The 15,663-nt window shown below is 71.4% G+C and carries 18 protein-coding genes and 1 pseudogene; 8 read left to right on the top strand and 11 right to left on the bottom strand.

Features of this window, described 5'->3' with window-relative positions; all coding sequences use genetic code 11:
• Positions 1–5 precede the first annotated feature (5 nt).
• Both CRP49_RS38885 and CRP49_RS38880 read right to left on the bottom strand, forming a co-directional pair.
• Positions 6–413, bottom strand: coding sequence for a hypothetical protein (locus CRP49_RS38885; RefSeq protein ID WP_097258101.1), 408 nt, complete (start codon positions 411–413; stop codon positions 6–8).
• Between the two features lie 75 nt (positions 414–488).
• Positions 489–1,763, bottom strand: a complete 1,275-nt coding sequence (locus CRP49_RS38880; RefSeq protein ID WP_097258100.1) for a hypothetical protein — start codon at positions 1,761–1,763, stop codon at positions 489–491.
• A 339-nt stretch (positions 1,764–2,102) separates the two neighbouring features.
• On the opposite strand from CRP49_RS38880, the gene CRP49_RS38875 reads away from it, so the two are divergent.
• Both CRP49_RS38875 and CRP49_RS38870 read left to right on the top strand, forming a co-directional pair.
• Positions 2,103–3,710 (top strand): MFS transporter, encoded by a 1,608-nt coding sequence (locus CRP49_RS38875; RefSeq protein ID WP_097258099.1) that lies wholly within the window; start codon positions 2,103–2,105, stop codon positions 3,708–3,710.
• Between the two features lie 244 nt (positions 3,711–3,954).
• Complete coding sequence (locus tag CRP49_RS38870) at positions 3,955–4,929, top strand: Lrp/AsnC family transcriptional regulator (RefSeq protein WP_257033780.1); 975 nt, start codon at positions 3,955–3,957, stop codon at positions 4,927–4,929.
• A 35-nt stretch (positions 4,930–4,964) separates the two neighbouring features.
• Here CRP49_RS38870 and CRP49_RS38865 read toward each other — a convergent pair whose 3' ends face one another.
• The 5 genes from CRP49_RS38865 to CRP49_RS38845 form a co-directional block, all read right to left on the bottom strand.
• The gene (locus tag CRP49_RS38865; protein ID WP_097258097.1) at positions 4,965–5,888 is read right to left on the bottom strand and encodes an RNA polymerase sigma-70 factor; all 924 of its coding nucleotides are present in this window, start codon (positions 5,886–5,888) and stop codon (positions 4,965–4,967) included.
• Positions 5,885–6,817: an NAD(P)-dependent oxidoreductase gene (locus tag CRP49_RS38860; protein WP_097259262.1), complete on the bottom strand. Its 933-nt coding sequence runs from the start codon at positions 6,815–6,817 to the stop codon at positions 5,885–5,887. Before CRP49_RS38860 ends, CRP49_RS38865 begins: the two co-directional genes overlap by 4 nt.
• Positions 6,818–6,920: 103 nt before the next feature.
• Entirely contained in the window at positions 6,921–7,097 is a 177-nt protein-coding gene (locus tag CRP49_RS38855; protein WP_373560425.1) for a hypothetical protein, read from the bottom strand.
• Between the two features lie 11 nt (positions 7,098–7,108).
• Positions 7,109–7,312, bottom strand: a complete 204-nt coding sequence (locus tag CRP49_RS38850) for a hypothetical protein (RefSeq protein WP_097258096.1) — start codon at positions 7,310–7,312, stop codon at positions 7,109–7,111.
• A gap of 111 nt (positions 7,313–7,423) precedes the next feature.
• Positions 7,424–7,729, bottom strand: coding sequence for a helix-turn-helix transcriptional regulator (locus tag CRP49_RS38845; protein ID WP_097258095.1), 306 nt, complete (start codon positions 7,727–7,729; stop codon positions 7,424–7,426).
• Between the two features lie 163 nt (positions 7,730–7,892).
• Between CRP49_RS38845 and CRP49_RS48590 the strand changes: the two genes are divergently transcribed.
• From CRP49_RS48590 to CRP49_RS38815, 6 genes and pseudogenes are all read left to right on the top strand, one after another.
• Positions 7,893–8,153: a hypothetical protein gene (locus CRP49_RS48590; RefSeq protein WP_257033779.1), complete on the top strand. Its 261-nt coding sequence runs from the start codon at positions 7,893–7,895 to the stop codon at positions 8,151–8,153.
• Positions 8,054–8,953, top strand: a complete 900-nt coding sequence (locus tag CRP49_RS48585) for an LLM class flavin-dependent oxidoreductase (protein ID WP_257033778.1) — start codon at positions 8,054–8,056, stop codon at positions 8,951–8,953. Before CRP49_RS48590 ends, CRP49_RS48585 begins: the two co-directional genes overlap by 100 nt.
• Positions 8,914–9,574 (top strand): annotated as a pseudogene (locus CRP49_RS38830) (acyl-CoA dehydrogenase family protein); the annotation flags it as partial. The gene CRP49_RS48585 and the pseudogene CRP49_RS38830, both read left to right, overlap by 40 nt.
• An 88-nt stretch (positions 9,575–9,662) precedes the next feature.
• Positions 9,663–10,460: an SGNH/GDSL hydrolase family protein gene (locus CRP49_RS38825; RefSeq protein ID WP_097258094.1), complete on the top strand. Its 798-nt coding sequence runs from the start codon at positions 9,663–9,665 to the stop codon at positions 10,458–10,460.
• A 27-nt stretch (positions 10,461–10,487) separates the two neighbouring features.
• On the top strand, positions 10,488–11,897 hold the full coding sequence (locus CRP49_RS38820; RefSeq protein ID WP_097258093.1) for a YhgE/Pip family protein: 1,410 nt from the start codon (positions 10,488–10,490) through the stop codon (positions 11,895–11,897).
• A gap of 88 nt (positions 11,898–11,985) precedes the next feature.
• On the top strand, positions 11,986–12,564 hold the full coding sequence (locus CRP49_RS38815; protein WP_097258092.1) for a PadR family transcriptional regulator: 579 nt from the start codon (positions 11,986–11,988) through the stop codon (positions 12,562–12,564).
• A gap of 21 nt (positions 12,565–12,585) precedes the next feature.
• Here the strand turns inward: CRP49_RS38815 and CRP49_RS38810 are convergent, their stop codons facing one another.
• The 4 genes from CRP49_RS38810 to CRP49_RS38795 all read right to left on the bottom strand — a co-directional run bounded on the left by CRP49_RS38810 (position 12,586) and on the right by CRP49_RS38795 (position 15,626).
• Positions 12,586–13,455 carry a hypothetical protein gene (locus CRP49_RS38810; RefSeq protein WP_097258091.1) on the bottom strand — a complete coding sequence of 290 codons (870 nt, stop codon included), beginning with the start codon at positions 13,453–13,455 and terminating at the stop codon, positions 12,586–12,588.
• 15 nt (positions 13,456–13,470) lie between these two features.
• Complete coding sequence (locus tag CRP49_RS38805) at positions 13,471–14,064, bottom strand: thiamine pyrophosphate-dependent enzyme (protein WP_097258090.1); 594 nt, start codon at positions 14,062–14,064, stop codon at positions 13,471–13,473.
• The gene (locus tag CRP49_RS38800; RefSeq protein WP_097258089.1) at positions 14,061–14,603 is read right to left on the bottom strand and encodes a thiamine pyrophosphate-binding protein; all 543 of its coding nucleotides are present in this window, start codon (positions 14,601–14,603) and stop codon (positions 14,061–14,063) included. The genes CRP49_RS38805 and CRP49_RS38800 overlap by 4 nt, the downstream gene beginning before the upstream one ends.
• A gap of 75 nt (positions 14,604–14,678) precedes the next feature.
• Positions 14,679–15,626, bottom strand: a complete 948-nt coding sequence (locus CRP49_RS38795) for a LysR family transcriptional regulator (RefSeq protein WP_097259261.1) — start codon at positions 15,624–15,626, stop codon at positions 14,679–14,681.
• Positions 15,627–15,663: the final 37 nt, after the last annotated feature.

Here is a 15,663-nt window from a genome sequence, read left to right as displayed (position 1 = left end):
GGCGATCAGATCCGCCACACGCCCAGGCGAGCCGGTGAGGGTCCCACGGAGAAGCCGGCCGTCTCGGCGGCCGGTGGCAGCGCCGACGGCGGCACCTGTCCCGAACCGGAGGCGGGCACGGTGACCGGCAGCGCCTCCTGAACCGTCTGCGGGGACCGGGCCACTCCCCGCGGTGGCTGGATCGTCGGTTCGTCTCCGCCGCAGCAGTGCGGTTCGTGGTCGTGGGTCGGGTCCTGGTCCGACGGCCGGCAGGCGGGGGCCGGAGTGACTGTGCCGGGCTGGGCGAAGGCGACGCGGACGGTCGGTACGGCGTCCGACTGCGCCGAGGCCCGCGACTCCGGTCCGTGGGCGCAGGCCAGCAGGTGCATGAGGGCGGCCAGGAGCACCGCGACGGCCGCCACGGTGCGCGACACCGAGCGGCTGCTGGGGTGACCCGGGCAAGCCCTCATAGGTGCACAGGGTAATCGCACCATCACCCCGAGTTGTCCTCAGAAGGGGTGTTTCGCTCCGCCCGTCGCGCTGCTCCCCCAGGGCGACGACCTCTGGTGAGGCACTTCCACGGCGTCCCCCTCGGACGGCCACGGCGGTGGACTCTGCGGCCGCCGGCCCCCGCGCCTGGCGCGCGGTGTGCGCTGGGGCCACCACAGGACGTACGCGGCGGAGCCCAGCGCGAAGGCGAGGCGGATGAAGCCCTGCGCGGAATCGGAGGGGATCAGCAGGGCGCTGCCGTAGAGGGAGAGGAGGGCGATCCAGCTGACCCAGGGGACCAGACGGCGCTGGCCGATCGAGTCCCAGATCAGGGTGCCGAGGAGGACCGAGGCGTTGTAGTACGTGTACACGCTCGGGTCCAGGACGATGCGGGCGTCGGCGGCGAGCAGCACGACCGCCGGCCAGCGGTGGCGGCGGACGGCCAGTGCGCCGAGGGCGATGCCCAGAGTCATCTGGGCCGGACGGTCCCACCAGGGGGTGGCTGCGTCGTGCACGCCGAACCAGCGCAGGGACGACGCCGGTTGGTTGGGAATGGTGAACCGGGCCGCGGCCAGGGTCTCCATGTGGGTGAGATAGAAGGGCAGCCAGGCCGCGGCCACCAGGCCGAACGCCCAGGCGGCGGAGCGCAGCCGCGCGGGGCGTGGCAGTGCCAGGAGGAGGGGCAGGAAGCCGACCGCCCAGGGTTTGGAGTCGACCGCCAGCGCCAGCAGGACACCGACCGAGGTCGCCTTGGAGCGGACCAGTGCCCGCACGGCCAGCGTGGTGAAGAACAGCGCCAGGACGTCGTCGAGATGCGCGAACCGCACCGCGACCTCCACCCACATGGGGATGAAGGCCGCCCCGGCGATCAGCACGCGCTGCTGGAGGCGCTTGTGGTTGAGCCCGGTGCCCCGGTAGTGGTCGGCGGCGGCGCGGCCGACCAGCACCAGGATGTACAGGCCCAGGCCCGACATGAAGGCATCGGCGAGCTTCTCGCCCACCTCGACGGGGAACGGTTCGAACAGCGCGGCGACCAGGAAGCTGACCGGACCGATCTGCAGCTCGGGGTGGTTGGCGTAGAGCGCGAGACCACCGCCGGGGATCTGCCGGAAGAGCAGTTCCTGGCCGGTCCTCAGATAGTGCCAGGACACGGCCCCATGACGCTCGGCCACCACGAACCAGACGGCCGTCCACAGGGTCAGCAGCGCGTTGTGCCAGCGCACCGGAGAGCGCCCGATCCGGCCGATGCGCGTTCCGTCCCTGGGTACGGCCCGCGCCGTCTCCCGGTTCCGCACGTTCCGTCCTTCCCCTCCGCCCGCCTCCGGCGGGACGGCCGAGGACCCGGGCACTGCGCGGCGTCACTCCTCTAGAGGGGTCCCGAAGGCCGCGGGTTCCGCACATCGTGGCTTCGGGTTCCGCACATGGTGGCTTCCGGCCGGTCTTCCTCGGCTTTTCCCGTCGGCAGCGCTCGTCGGAAATCCCCGGAACACCAGGCTCCGATGTCGGATATCCGGGTTCCGGCAGGTGGTGGCTGGCTTCGGCCGGTGGCGGCACGGAGGGTGTCCGGAGTCAGCCAACCCCAGTGCCCAGCGCCTTCGGCGCCGCAAGGGAGTACTTCCGTGAATGCCACGACCATGGGGACCGCGCCACAGGAACGGCGGGCCGCCACGCTCGTCATGGCCTGCATCGGCGTGTTCGTCGCCTACCTGCCGGTGACCACCGTCTCGGCGAGCCTGCCCGCCATCCAGCGGGCGCTCCACGCCTCGACCTCCCAGCTGTCCTGGGTCTCCGACGCGTTCGTCCTGCCCATGGCCGCCCTCATCCTGACCGCCGGCGTCTTCGGTGACGTCCACGGCCGCAAGAAGGTCTACCAGGCGGGCCTCGCCCTCAGCAGCCTGGGCGCCCTCGTCGCCCTGTGCGCCCAGTCCGTCCAGGTCGTCTGGGCCGGCCAGGCGCTGGCCGGACTGGGGTCGGCCGCGCTGCTGCCCACCACCCTCGCCCTGATCAGCCACGCCGTCCCGGACCCGCGCGAGCGCGGCAGGTTCATCGGTCTGTGGGCCACGTCCCTCACCGCCGCCCTGGCCCTGGGCCCGGTCATCGCGGGCACCGTCCTCGACCACTTCGCCTGGCGCTGGATCTACCTCCTCGCCCTCCCCGCCTCGCTGCTCGCCATGGCCTTCGCCGCGAAGCTCCTGACCGACTCCCGGGCCCCGGGCACCCGTCGGCTGGACTGGCCCGGCCAGATCACCGCCGCGCTGGCGATCACCGCACTCGTCTACGGGATCATCGAGGGCGGAGCCGAGTCCTTCACCGACGTCAAGGTCATGGTGGCGCTGTCCACCGCGGCCGTGGCCGCCGTCGGGTTCGTCCTGGTCGAACGCCGTAGCTCCAGCCCGATGCTGGACCTGACGCTGTTCCGCAGCCCGGCCTTCACCGCCACCACCCTGATCGCCATGATCAGCTTCCTGGGCCTGATCGGGTTCTTCTTCGCCCTCAGCCTCTACTTCGGCATGGTCCAGCGGCTGTCCACCCTGGACGCCGCCTGGCGCCTGCTGATGGTGACCAGTGTCCCGCTCCTGCTCGGCGCCCCCGTCGGCCGGCTCGTCCACCGCGTCTCGCCGCGCGTCCTCATACCGGGCGGCCTGCTGGTCACCACGGCCGCCCTGCTCACCCTCACCGACCTCGGCGCGCACACCACGTTCGGCTCGATGGCCTGGCGGCTGGCCCTGCTCGGACTCGGTCTCGCCTTCGTCATCACGCCGATGACCGCCACAGCGGTGAGCGCCGTGCCGTTCCCCCAGGCGAGCATGGCGGCCGCCGGCAACAACGCCTTCCGTCAGGTCGGCGCCGCGCTCGGCCCGGCCGTCCTGGGCGCCCTGCTGTCCACCAAGGCCGTCGACGCCCTGCCCGGCCACCTCACCGACGCCGGAGTGACAGAGCGGACCGTCCAGCAGGTCCGGACGGTCGCCGAGCACGGCGGAATCGGCGCCGTCGCCGGGGCCGACCTCGGTGCGGACACGCCCCGCGTGCTGGGCGCACTGTCCGAGGCCTTCCTGGACGGACTGCATCTCTGCCTGATCGTCTCCTCCGTACTGACCCTGCTCGCCGCCGTCCTCGGAGTACTCATGCTGCGCCGCCCCCAGCACACGGCACCGCCCGCGGGCGCCGGCCCCCGTCAGGAGGTGCCCGCGCAGCGGCACGGGGGAGCGGCTTCCCTGGCGGGCAACGGCGCGGAGAGGTGACACCACACGTGCCCGGTCGAGCGTGACGAAGGGGCAGTACGCCGATCAGGTACAGGCGCCGTCCGTGGGGACGGGTACGGCGCCCTCGGCGGGGCCCGGGACCGGTGCAATGGTCCCGGGCCCCGCCCGCACGACAGCACCCGACCCGCGCCGGGTCCCGCCCGCACGGCAACAGCCGACCCGCGCCGGGTCCCGCAGCACCGCCCATGGACGACCGATTCCGCTCCGAACAAGGAGGGCCGCCTTGGATGTTCAGCCCCTCGACGCACTGGACCTGAAGCTGCTCCAGGCCCTGCAACTCGACGGACGGGCCGCGTTCAGCCGTATCGGGGACGTCCTGGGAGTGTCCGACCAGACCGTCGCGCGGCGCTTCAGACGGCTGCGCACCACCGCCGGGCTGCGGGTGCTGGGGGTGGTCGACGAGGCCAGGCTCGGCCGTGCCACCTGGATCGTCCGGCTGGGCTGCACCCCCGACGTGGCCGAGCAGCTCGCGATCGCTCTGGCCCGCCGCTCCGACACCCGGTACGTCGACCTCATCGGCGGCGGTACCGAGGTCATGTGCGCGATGAAGCCCCGCAGCGAGAAGGACCGCGACGAACTCCTCTTCGACCGTCTGCGGCGCACACCCCGCGTCACCTCCGTCAGCGCCCACTGCCTCCTGCACGTCTTCTACGGGGGACCGCTCGCCTGGCTCGACAAGATCCAGGCGCTCGACGCCGAGCAGGTGGCAGCGCTGCGCCCGCCCCAGGCCGAACCCCGCTCCGGGACCGTCGCCCTCGACGCGGACGACCAGGCGCTGCTGGCCCTGCTCGGCCGCGACGGGCGGGCCACGTTCAGCGAACTCCAGTCCGCCACCGGTCAGTCGGAGTCGGCGGTCAAGAGACGCGTCGAACGCCTGCGCTCTTCGGGCGTGCTCTACTTCGACGTTCAGCACGACACCGCGCCGCTGGGCCAGGGCGTCGGAGCGATGCTGTGGCTCACCGTGGCGCCCTCGGTCCTCTCCGACGTGGGACGGGCGCTCGCGGAGCACCGCGAGGTCCGCTTCGCCGCGGCGATCACGGGACAGGCCAACGTCGTCGCCTCCGTCCTCAGCTCCGACACCGGTGAGCTGTACCGGTACCTGAGCGAGAAGATCGGCGCACTCGCCGGAGTCCAGAGCGTCGAGACCGTCCTCAGCCTGCGCCAGATCAAGCAGCTCACCTACGAGCCGACCCGCTGAGCGGGCCGGACGCAGGGGAGTCCGTCGAGACTGTGTCAGTCCGTGGACCGGCGGGCTCGGTTCGCCTCGCGGGCGAGCGCCCAGGCGTCCGCCACCGGGCCCATGTGCCCGAGCTTGTCGGGGTTGACCACCGAGCGGATCGTCTGGATCTGTCCGTCGAGCACGTCGAGTGTCCAGGTGTTGAGGATCCTGCCGTCCCGGTCGCGGAAGACCGCACCCGGCCGGCCGTTCACCTCGTGCGGCTCGAACGTCACGCCGATCCGGCCGAGCGCGGGGAAGATCCAGGCGAGCAGCCGGGTCACGTTCTCGGCGCCGAAGATGCCCCGGCCCCACTGCGGTGCCTTGCCGCCGCTGTCGCCGACCATCGACACGTCGGCGGCCAGCAGCTTTTGCAGCGCGTCGACGTCTCCTTCCCGGAAGGCGTCGAAGAATCGCTCGGCGAGTTCCTCGCGCTCCTGCCGGTCGGCCTCGAAGCGGGGCCGGCCCGCGTCCATGTGGCGCCGCGCCCGCACCGCCAGCTGACGGCACGCCGCCTCCGACCTGCCCACCGCCGAGGCGATCTCCGGGAAGCCGAAGGCGAACACCTCCCGCAGCACGAAGACCGCGCGCTCCAGCGGGCTGAGCCGTTCGAGCAGCAACAGGGCGGCCATCGACAGCGAGTCGGCCAGCTCCGCCGAGCGCTCGGGGTCCTGGTAGGGGTCGGTGAGCAGCGGTTCGGGGAACCACGGGCCGACGTACTCCTCGCGCCTGACCCGGGCCGAGCGCAGCACGTCGATCGAGATCCGGCTCACCACGGCCGAGAGATAGGCCTTGACCGACGTGGGTTGCACGGGGGAGGCCTCGTAACGCAGCCAGGTCTCCTGGACCGCGTCCTCGGCCTCGCTCACGCTGCCCAGGATCCGGTAGGCGATCGAGAACAGCAGCGGCCGCAGCTGTTCGAACTCCTCGACTCGGCTCACGCCAGCCCCTCCCTGAAGCCCTGCCGCCACGACGGGTAGCGCAGCTGCCAGCCGAGTTCCCGCTTGGCCTTGGCATTGGAGAAGCCGCGCCCCTCGGTCATCATCGTCACCACCACCTCACCGGCGAGCAGCCGGGCCAGCCACTTGGGGACCCGCATCGGCCGCTTCGCCCCCGCGCAGGCCGCGAGATGGGGCAACCACTCGCTCTCCGGGGCCGGTTCGTCGTCGACGATGTTGAACACCCCCCTGGCCTGCTGCTCCACGGCCAGGACGGTGGCGCTCGCCGCGTCGTCGAGATGCACCCACGAGGCGTGGCCGGTGCCGTCCCCGACCAGCGGGAACTGCCGCTTGCGCACGAGCACGAGCTGGTCGTCGGTGGCGCCCGGCCCGTAGAACCCGCCGTAGCGAAGCACCGCGCCGCCGGCCTTGCCGACCGCGTCCTCGACGTGGCGGACCGCGGCCATCGCCGGGTATGCAGGGGTTCCCTCGTGCAGGTCCAGCGGGTCCTCCTCGGTCTTCACCCAGCCGCCCTCGCGGATTCCGTTCCAGTTGGCGTAGCCCTGTGCGACGAAGTGCGGCACGCCGGTCGCCTCGGCCGCGGCCAGCAGGTGGTCCGTCCCCTGGGTGCGCAGCCGGATGGTGGGGACGGCCCACCGGTCGAAGTGCTTGAGGTCGGGCTTGCCGGCGTGGGCGAGACTGATCCCGGTCATCTGGTGCACGATCACGTCCGGCTGGGCCTTGGCCACGGCTTCGCCGACCGACGCCGCATCCAGGCCGTCCATCACGACGCCGTCCGCGCCGAGCTGCTCGATCAGGCCCAGTTTGGCCCTGTTGGTCGTCGTGGCCGTCACCTGATGCCCCCGTGCCACCAGCTGCGGCACCAGCCGCTGTCCCAGAACCCCGGACCCGCCCGCAACGAACACTCGCATGACCATCACCTTTTCCCTGCCGGAGCCTGTCTCCGAGACCTGGGACGAGACAGCCCGGCAGGCTGTGACATGGGGAGGGCAGACGGTGTGATCTGCGCGGTGGCTACCGGCGCCAGGGAAGATCCGCCGGAAGGGCCGGCCGCTCCGGGCCGGTGAGGCCGGCCAGGATGATCTCGCAGGCCTCACCGAACGCCTGGGCCTGCTCAGGGGTGAGACGGTCGAAGACGGCCGCGCGGACGATGGCGACGTGTCCGGGGGCGGCGTCTTCCAGGGCCGCCATGCCTGCGTCGGTCAACACCGCCAGCCGAGCCCCGAGGGCAGCGCGCGGACCCGGTCGAGATACCGGTCCTGCCGGAACTCGGCCTCCGACCTGTTCAGGCCGATCGCCTCGACGTCCAGGAGGACCTCACCGGGGCCCGGGACTCCGAGGTCGTGGTCCTCCAACCGCAGGAGCTCGGGCCCACCCAGTTCATGAAACCGCACCACCTTGGCCACAGCCGACGTCCTTCTCGCTTGTGCAGCACTATTTCGACAGCGGCGCGGTAATACGACCGTCATCGAAATTGCGAGAGCGGGATTCCGAGGGGTGGTGTGCGGGGGTGGGTGTCAGTGCGTGGGTGCGCCCGCTTCCAGGGCGGAGGCGGTCACCAGTGCCGACAGCAGGCCGGGGAAGCGCTCTTCCATCTCGTCCATGCGCAGCGAGTTCATCTTCGTCGTCCCCATGTAGTACTGCCGGATCACTCCGGCCTCCCGCAGGACGTTGAAGTGGTGCGTCAGGGTCGACCTCGAGACCTCTACGTCGAACGTCCCGCAGCTGATGTCCTCACTGGCCGTGGCCAGCTGGGACACCACGGCGCGCCGCACGGGTTCGGCCAGTGCCTCCAGAACCTGTTGCAGTGAGATTTCCGCCATGGAGGGATGCTCGACGGTCCGTGCAGAGGTTCGAGGGCGGGCCACGATGACTCCTTGAGGCTTGGATGGGACACGTTCATCGTACGACCGCTGTCGAATATTCGACGGTCTCTCGTTCTGGGCCCTATGTCGACAGTGGTCAAAGTTTGACGCTCATCGAAGCATGTGCTTCAGTGGATGCACACTCGAGCTGCCCCTCGACAACGACTGGGGACCCTCCCAGCTGCAACGCGATCACGTTGCCGGGCGCCCGCTCGGGGTCGCCGATCTGGCCGCGCACGCGGAGACGGCACAGCTGGCCGACCGGCTGGGCTTCGCCGCCCTGTGGGTGCGGGACGTGCCGCTGTACGACCCCGTGGAGTTCGGCGACGCCGGCTCGGTGTACGAGACCTTCACCCACACCTCGGGTACCTGGCGGCCGTGACGCGGCGCATCGTGCTGGGCACCGCGGCCGTCGTGCTCCCGCTGCGCAAGCCGCTGCTGGTGGCGAAGGCGGCGGCGACCGTCGACCACCTCTCGGGCAGCCGTTTCGTGCTGGGCCTGGCGGGCGGGGACCGCCCCATCGAATACCCGCTCTTCGGCGAGGACTTCGGCAAGCGCGCGGCCACCTTCCGGGACGACCTGGCGATCCTGCGGCAGGCATGGGCCGCTCCGCCCGCGGGCAGCGGCATCACGGTGCCCGCCCTCGGGCTGAAGGCGGAACGCCGGCTGGACGTCCTGCCCAAGCCGGCCGGGGCAGTGTGCCGGTGGTCGTCGCTGGGCGCGCGGGGCAGGATCTCGACTGGCTCGGCGCCCACGTCGACGGCTGGTTCAACTACCCGCGCGGCCTGGCGGCCGCGGCCCCGGCATCTCGACGGCCGGCGTGCCCGCACCCATGCGCTCGGTACGCCGAAGCCGTACCTGACTCTGATGTTCGTCCTCGTCGGCACCGGGAACTTCTGGCTCGCCGTCCTCGGCATGGCCCTCGCCACCTTCCCGCACGCCATGTACTACGCGGCGCTCGCCGGAATCCTCGCCCGCGACTACCCCGTCGAGGTCCGCTACACCCGCATGTCCCTCTCGTACCAGGCGTGCACGGCCCTGTTCGCCGGGACCGCCCCGATCGTCTCCCAGTACCTGCTCACCGCCACCGGCTCCATCTGGTCCGTCGTCGCCCTCGGCCTCGGCTACGTCGTGATCACGGTCGCGGGCGTGCGGGGGAGGCCATCGGCTGCTTCGGTCTGACCGAGCCCGACCACGGCTCGGACCCGTCGTCCCTGCGAACCCGGGCCCGCCGCGACGGCAGTGACTGGATTCTCGACGGCCGCAAGATGTGGATCACCAACGGTTCGGTGGCCGAGGTCGCGATCGTCTGGGCGCGCACCGACGACGGCATCCGCGGCTTCCTCGTCCCCACCGCCACGCCCGGCTTCTCCGCTCCCGAGATCAAGCACAAGATGTCGCTGCGGGCGAGCCTCACCAGCGAACTGGTCCTGGACGGCGTACGGCTGCCCGCGAGCGCGCTGCTGCCCGGCGCGTGCGGCGTGTCCGCGCCTCTGACCTGCCTGAACGAGGCCCGCTACGGGATCGTGTGGGGCGCCACGGGCGCGGCACGCTCGGCCTGACAGGCGGCCGCCCGGTACGCGGCCCAGCGCGAGCAGTTCGGAAAGCCGCTCGCCGCCTTCCAGCTCACCCAGCAGAAGCTCGTCGACATGGCCCTGGAACTGCACAAGGCCCATCTCGCTGGAGTACCCGGTGATCCGGCACATGAACAACCTGGAGTCCGTCCTCACCTACGAAGGCACCTCCGAGATGCACACCCTCGCGCTGGGCCAGGCGCTGACGGGTCACGCGGCCTTCCGCTGACGTTCCGCCCACGGTGATGCTTCGCTGTATAGTCAACAATGCACATAGATCATTCGTTGGCTATTCCCGTGGTGAGAGGCAGTCGACCGTGTCTGATGGCGCATACCTGCGGTACGTCGCGCTCGGCGACAGCCAGACGGAGGGGGTGGGCGACGGCGACGACGCGACAGCACTGCGCGGCTGGGCCGACCGGCTTGCCGAAACGGTCGCGCGGAGCAGTCCGGGGCTTCGGTACGCCAACCTCGCCGTACGCGGACGGCTCGCCGGGCAGGTCCGTGCCGAGCAGCTCGCGCCCGCACTGGCGCTGCGGCCTGACCTCGCCACGGTCGTCGCCGGCGTCAATGACCTGCTGCGCCCCCGCGTCGACGTGGACGCGGTGGCCGGGCATCTGGAGTCGATGTTCGCGGCGCTCGGCGCGCAGGGCGCCCGTGTCGCGACGCTGACCTTCCCCGATCCTGCCCGCATCGCCCCGCTCGCCCGACCTGTCAGCCACCGGGTCGTCGCGCTCAACGACCGGATCAAGGAGGCCGCTCGGCGTCACGACGTCGTCGTGGTCGATGCCTCCCACCACCCCGTGGTGACAGATCCGCGCATGTGGAGTGCGGACCGGCTGCACGCCAGTCCCCGGGGGCACGCGCTCATCGCCGCCGCCGTCGCGCACGCGCTCGGCGTGCCCGGCAGTGACGACAGCTGGACGCGCCCCTTGCTCCCCGCTCCGGCAGCGCGCGCGGGATGGCGCGCCGTCGGTAGGGAAGTGCGCTGGGCCGACTCCTTCCTGGGGCCATGGATCCTGCGCCGGGTGCGCGGCCGGTCCTCCGGTGACGGACGGCAGGCCAAGCGACCCGACCTGCTCCCGGTGGCCGCGCCCACCGAGGGAATTCGCTGATTTCTTGTTGACTACCGGAGTTGCGTCATGACCTCTACCGCACGTCCCTTCCGGGTGCTGCGTTCCAAACCCTTGTGGATATCCAACGGCGTGATCGTGGGGGTCCTGGCGATCCTGTTCGCCGTGTTCTACGTCGGCGCCAACATCGATCCGCCCGGCCACATGCACCACCTGCCCGTGGGCCTGGTCAACGCCGACAAGGGCGCGACCGTCGGTGGCAAAGAGGTCGACCTCGGTGCGCAGATCACCGGTTCGATCAAGAAGTCCAAGGCGAGCGGGGACAAGATCGAGTGGAAGGTGATGGACGAGAAGGAGGTGAAGAAGGAACTCGGCAAGGGCAAGCTGTACGGCGCCCTCGTCGTTCCCCGTGACTTCAGTGCCTCCGTGGCGGCGCTCACCACCACCTCGCACGGGACACCGGTCCGCCCCGCGCTGACCGTGCTGACCAACCAGTCCGCAGGGAGCCTGGGCTCCAGTCTCGCCCGACAGGCGACGACGACCGCCGCCCAGAGTGCCTCCGTCTCCGTGGGCAAGGACCTCACCGCGCAGGTCGAGGCCGCTCAGGCCAAGGCCGTCAAGGCGGCGCAGGTCAAGGCTGCGAAGGCTGCGCATGCCAAGGGCGCCAAGGCATCGAAGGCCCAGGGCGCGACCTCCAAGGCGGCCGCCGCGCAGACCCGGCTGCCCACCGCGGCGCGCCTCCTGCTGGCTGATCCCGCCGCCGTGCACATCGAGGACGGTCACCCGCTCGACTCCCACTCGGGTCTGGGCCTGACGGCGTTCTACTACTCACTCGTCCTCGTCGTGTGCGGCATGCTCTCCGCCAACGTCATCGGCGGCCAGGTGGATCACGCCCTCGGCTACACCCACAACGACATGGGCCCGCTGCGCAAGCACAACCCGCTGGTGCGCGCGACGCGCGTGCAGACGCTGGCCATCAGCAGCACCCTCATGATCGGCCTCTCGATCGTCATGGCCAGTCTCGTCATGGCGGGAGCCATCGGGATCATGGGGATGGACGCGTCCCACCTGCCGCTGCTGTGGCTGTACTCCGTGGCTGCGATCGCGGTGTGCGGGATCGGTGCCCTGAGCCTGATCGCGGTGTTCGGCACCCCCGGCATGCTGCTGGTCACGCTGTTCTACATCGCGATGGCGGTCCCGACGGCCGGAGCCACGACCCCGGTCCAGGCGCTCCCCGGCTTCTACCGCTTCCTCGCGGAGTTCGAGCCCCTGCGGCAGATCACCGGCGGCGTCCAGTCGATCCTCTACTACGGCGCCCAGGGCGACGCGGGCCTGACCCGCGGCTGGGCCATGCTGGGCGCCGGTCTCCTGGCCGCCGGTCTCTTCGGATTCGGTATGACCCGCCTCTACGACCGCAAGGGCCTGCACCGCATCCCGCACGAGGCCGGTGAGCCGGAGAGGGCCGCGGTTTTGGCCTGATGCCGCTGAACCCCCGCTGAACCCCCACGGCACCGGATGGGAATATGCAACTTTTTGAATATTCCCATCCGGTGCTAAATTGGCGGTCATGGCTCTGCGCAATGCGGTGATGGCCGCGCTCTTGGAGGGTGAGGCGTCCGGGTACGACCTCGCGAAGGGGTTCCAGTCCTCGGTCGCCAACTTCTGGATGGCCACGCCGCAGCAGATCTACCGCGAGCTGGAGCGCATGGAGGGCGAGGGCCTCGTCGCCGCTCGCTTCGTCCAGCAGGAGCGCAGGCCCAACAAGCGGCTCTTCTCGCTCACCCAGGCCGGGTACGCGGCCGTACACGCCTACACCACCGAACCGCCCGCCAAGCCGACCGCGATCAGGGACGAACTGCTGGTCAAGGTCCAGTGCGTCGACGTCGGCGATCTCCAGGCCGTGCGCGCGGCGATCGCCCAGCGCATGGAACTGGCCGCCACCAAGGTCGTCCGCTTCGAGCGTGCCCGCGAGCGCCTGCTCGCCGGACGCACCGAGGACGAGTACTTCGGCACCGCCGAACGCATCGGCCCCTACCTCACCTTGCTGCGCGGCCTGTCCCTGGAGCAGGACAACCTCCGGTGGGGCGAGGTCGCCCTGAAGCGGCTCGATCAGCGCACCGCGGCACTCGCCGCGCGGACCGAGTGAGCAGGTCGCTGCGCCGCTGCTTCACGTGAACGTCACCTCGGCGGATGCGTGCCGGGCCTCCCGGTGTGTCGCGATGCGCAGCTGCGCCTGTCGGGTGGAGGGCGTGCCCACGGCCAGGAGGTGCTCGCCGGCGAACGCCGGCCGGTGCAGCCGGTAGGACAGGGACCGTACCCGGCGCTCCGGGGCGTTCCTGCGGACCGACTCCAGCATCAGCAGCGCCAGCAGCGGGCCGTGGACCACGAGACCGGGATAGCCCTCCGTGTCGCGGCAGTACGGGGCGTCGTAATGGATGCGGTGTGCGTTGGCGGTGAGGGCGCTGAACCGGAACAGCAGCGCCGGATCCGGCCGCAGGCGCAGCTGCCACGGGCCCTCGGCATGGGGGACGGCCCGGTCTTCCAGCGCGGCCGGATGCTGCCCGGCGCCGCGCCCCGACCGGTAGACGATGTCCTGTTCCTCGACCAGGCAGGTGCGGCCGTACTGCCGGAACTCCTGGCGTTCCGTGACGAACAGCAGCTCTCCGGTGCGCCCGCGCTTGGCCGTCACCGCGGTCAGGCTGCTGACACGAACCGCCGGTTCGCCGAGGCGCAGCGGCTCGGTGATCTCGCAGCGGCCGCCGGCGAACATCCGCTGCCGATCCGGGATGGGCGGCAGGAACCGCGCGTCGCGCAGATGGCCGTCGGGGCCGAGCTGCCGCTGGGCGGGCCAGTGCAGAAAGTAGAACCACTGCCACAGGGGCGGCAGCGGGTCCCCGGCCGCGGCGACGGAGTCGGGCAGGTCCAGGAGCGCGGACACGGCCGCTGCCGGACCCGGGGGCAGCGCGTCCTCGTCCGTGACCGGACCGGGATTCCACGACTCCACGTAGGAGCCGAGCGGGAGGGATGCGGAAGGCATGCTCGCACCGCCGGATCAGAAGGTGCTCAGGCCGAGCGCCGCGCGGACGGCGTTCTTGTTCGCGACGCCGTCGCGCGGGGGGAGGGCACGCGGCGGCTCGCTGGTGCTGATCAGCACCTGCGCGTACGTCGTCGCGGCGCGCGCCTTGATCCGGGTGGCGAGGTCCTCGGTCGGCGCCGGGTCGGTGATCCGTACGGCTTCGCGGATTCCGAAGCCCTGGGCGACGGCGACGAGGTCGGTGCCGAGGCCGGTGTGGCTGGGCTGCATTCCGGTCTCGCCGAAGTGGGCGTTGTCCAGCACCACGAGGGTCAGGTTGGGCGGCAGCTTGGCGCCGATGGTGGCCAACGTGCCGATGCCCATGAGGTGTTCGCCGTCGCCGGTGACCGCCACGACCGGGCGGTCCGGCTGGGCGAGGGCGAGGCCGAGGGCGAGCGGGGCGGCGCCGCCCATGGCGCCCCAGAGGTAGAAGGTGCCCGGGCGGTCGCCGGCGGCGAACACGTCGTAGCCGGCCGAGCCGAGCCCGGTGACGACGAGGGCGTCCTCGGGGAGGCGGGCGATCAGGTCGGCGACGAACCTGCGCCGATCGAGTCGTACAGGCGTGGCGGTCATCCGTTGCGCTCCCACTTCTTCCGGCCGATCAGCTTCTGTCCGAGCAGTACGGCAACGCGCTCACCGGCCCCGAACACCGAGTCCAGGGCCGCCTCGACGGTGTCCCCGACCTCGTCCGGGGAGTCGGCGCGCAGGACGGTGACGCCCATCAGCTCCAGCGCCTGTCGGGTGGTCCGGCCCATCGGCCCCTGCCAGGGGTTGAACTCGGCGTACTCGCCGCGCATCGTCACCAACGTCAGGAAGGGGAACCGGCCCATCTCCAGCAGGGAGAACATGTTGACGCAGTTGCCGACCCCGCTGCTCTGCATGAGCAGCACCGCCCGCTGCCCGCCCAGCCAGGCGCCGCTCACGACAGCGACGCCTTCCTCCTCCGTGGTCAGCACCACGTCGTGGATGCCGGGGTCCCGCCGCGCCTCGTCGATCACATGGGAGTGGCCGGCGTCCGGCACGTAGGCGATCTGCTGGATCCCGCGGTTCTTCAGGGCGGCGAACACGTCCTCCTGCCAGGAGGGCGGGGCGGGAACGGGTGTCTCGTTCATGCCGCCCATCATGGGTGCTGATGGATGGCGCGGAACAATAGAAAACCGTGATCCCGGTATGCGATGCCCGTATGACTACCCCTCGGTGGCGTCGGTTTCCTGGAGCCGGGCGGAGAGCCAGCGGCCGCCGGTCACCTCCATGCGGATCCGCCGCACCAGCTCGCGCGCGACGACCTGCACGGCGGGCGGCGTCCGCCCGGATCTCGGCGTGGCGAGGACGATCGAGCGCCACACGTCCGGCTCGGACAGCGGCGCGGCGCTGAGCGTGCCGGCGGCGACGTCCTCGGCGATGCCGATGCCGGGCAGGACGGTCCAGCCGTGCCCGGCCAGCACGAGCTGCTTCTGCACCCGCATGGAGTTGGTCTGGACGGCGACGTCCAGCTCGGCCCCGGCCCGTCCCGCGGCGGCGTCGATCAGGGCGCGCAGCGCGTGACCGGAGGCGGGCATCACGAGCGGGTGGGCGGCGGCCTCGGTGAACGGGACGGGCCGGTCCGCCCGCAGACCGGCCGCCGCGGGAGCGACCACCCACAGGTGTTCCCGTACCAGCGGACGGGCGTTCAGCGACGGCGTGCTGTCCAGGTTGTACAGCAGGCTCAGATCGAGGTCCCCGTCGTCGAGCCACTGCTGCAGATGCCCGGAGTAGGCGGTCATCAGGCGCAGTTCGATGCCCGGGTGGTCGCGGGCCACGGCACGCACGAGCGGTTCGGCCAGCAGCTCGGCGGTGCTCTCGAGCAGGCCGACCGTGACGATCCCGGTCACCACACCGGGGGCGGGCCGCACCTCGGCACGGGCCCGCTCCAGCTCGTTCAGGGCGCGGCGGGCGCGGTCCACCATGATCGCGCCGGCCTCCGTCGGCCGCATGCCCTGGCGGGTGCGCTCGAAGAGGGGGACGCCCAGCTCCTGCTCCAGCGTGCGGATCTGCCGGGTGACCGCGGGCTGCACCAGGTGCAGCAGCTCGGCGGCCCGCGTGACACTGCCCACCTCGGCGACGGTGACCAGGGCCTTGAGCTGTCTGACGTCCACGGTCGCTTCCTCCGGAGCCATCCGCGGTGCGCATGGC

This window comes from Streptomyces sp. Ag109_G2-15 (genome assembly GCF_900215565.1).
GTDB lineage: Bacteria > Actinomycetota > Actinomycetes > Streptomycetales > Streptomycetaceae > Streptomyces > Streptomyces diastatochromogenes.
This window is presented reverse-complemented; position numbering and strand designations above follow the sequence as displayed.

What these genes read in the sequence shown, in the direction of transcription:
- CRP49_RS38875 (WP_097258099.1), top strand. Translation starts at nt 2,103, where the DNA reads ATGGGGACCGCGCCACAGGAACGGCGGGCCGCCACGCTCGTCATGGCC.
- CRP49_RS38860 (WP_097259262.1), bottom strand. Translation starts at nt 6,817, where the DNA reads ATGCGAGTGTTCGTTGCGGGCGGGTCCGGGGTTCTGGGACAGCGGCTG.
- CRP49_RS38855 (WP_373560425.1), bottom strand. Translation starts at nt 7,097, where the DNA reads ATGGCGGCCCTGGAAGACGCCGCCCCCGGACACGTCGCCATCGTCCGC.
- CRP49_RS38845 (WP_097258095.1), bottom strand. Translation starts at nt 7,729, where the DNA reads ATGGCGGAAATCTCACTGCAACAGGTTCTGGAGGCACTGGCCGAACCC.
- CRP49_RS48590 (WP_257033779.1), top strand. Translation starts at nt 7,893, where the DNA reads ATGTGCTTCAGTGGATGCACACTCGAGCTGCCCCTCGACAACGACTGG.
- CRP49_RS38820 (WP_097258093.1), top strand. Translation starts at nt 10,488, where the DNA reads ATGACCTCTACCGCACGTCCCTTCCGGGTGCTGCGTTCCAAACCCTTG.
- CRP49_RS38815 (WP_097258092.1), top strand. Translation starts at nt 11,986, where the DNA reads ATGGCTCTGCGCAATGCGGTGATGGCCGCGCTCTTGGAGGGTGAGGCG.
- CRP49_RS38810 (WP_097258091.1), bottom strand. Translation starts at nt 13,455, where the DNA reads ATGCCTTCCGCATCCCTCCCGCTCGGCTCCTACGTGGAGTCGTGGAAT.
- CRP49_RS38805 (WP_097258090.1), bottom strand. Translation starts at nt 14,064, where the DNA reads ATGACCGCCACGCCTGTACGACTCGATCGGCGCAGGTTCGTCGCCGAC.
- CRP49_RS38800 (WP_097258089.1), bottom strand. Translation starts at nt 14,603, where the DNA reads ATGAACGAGACACCCGTTCCCGCCCCGCCCTCCTGGCAGGAGGACGTG.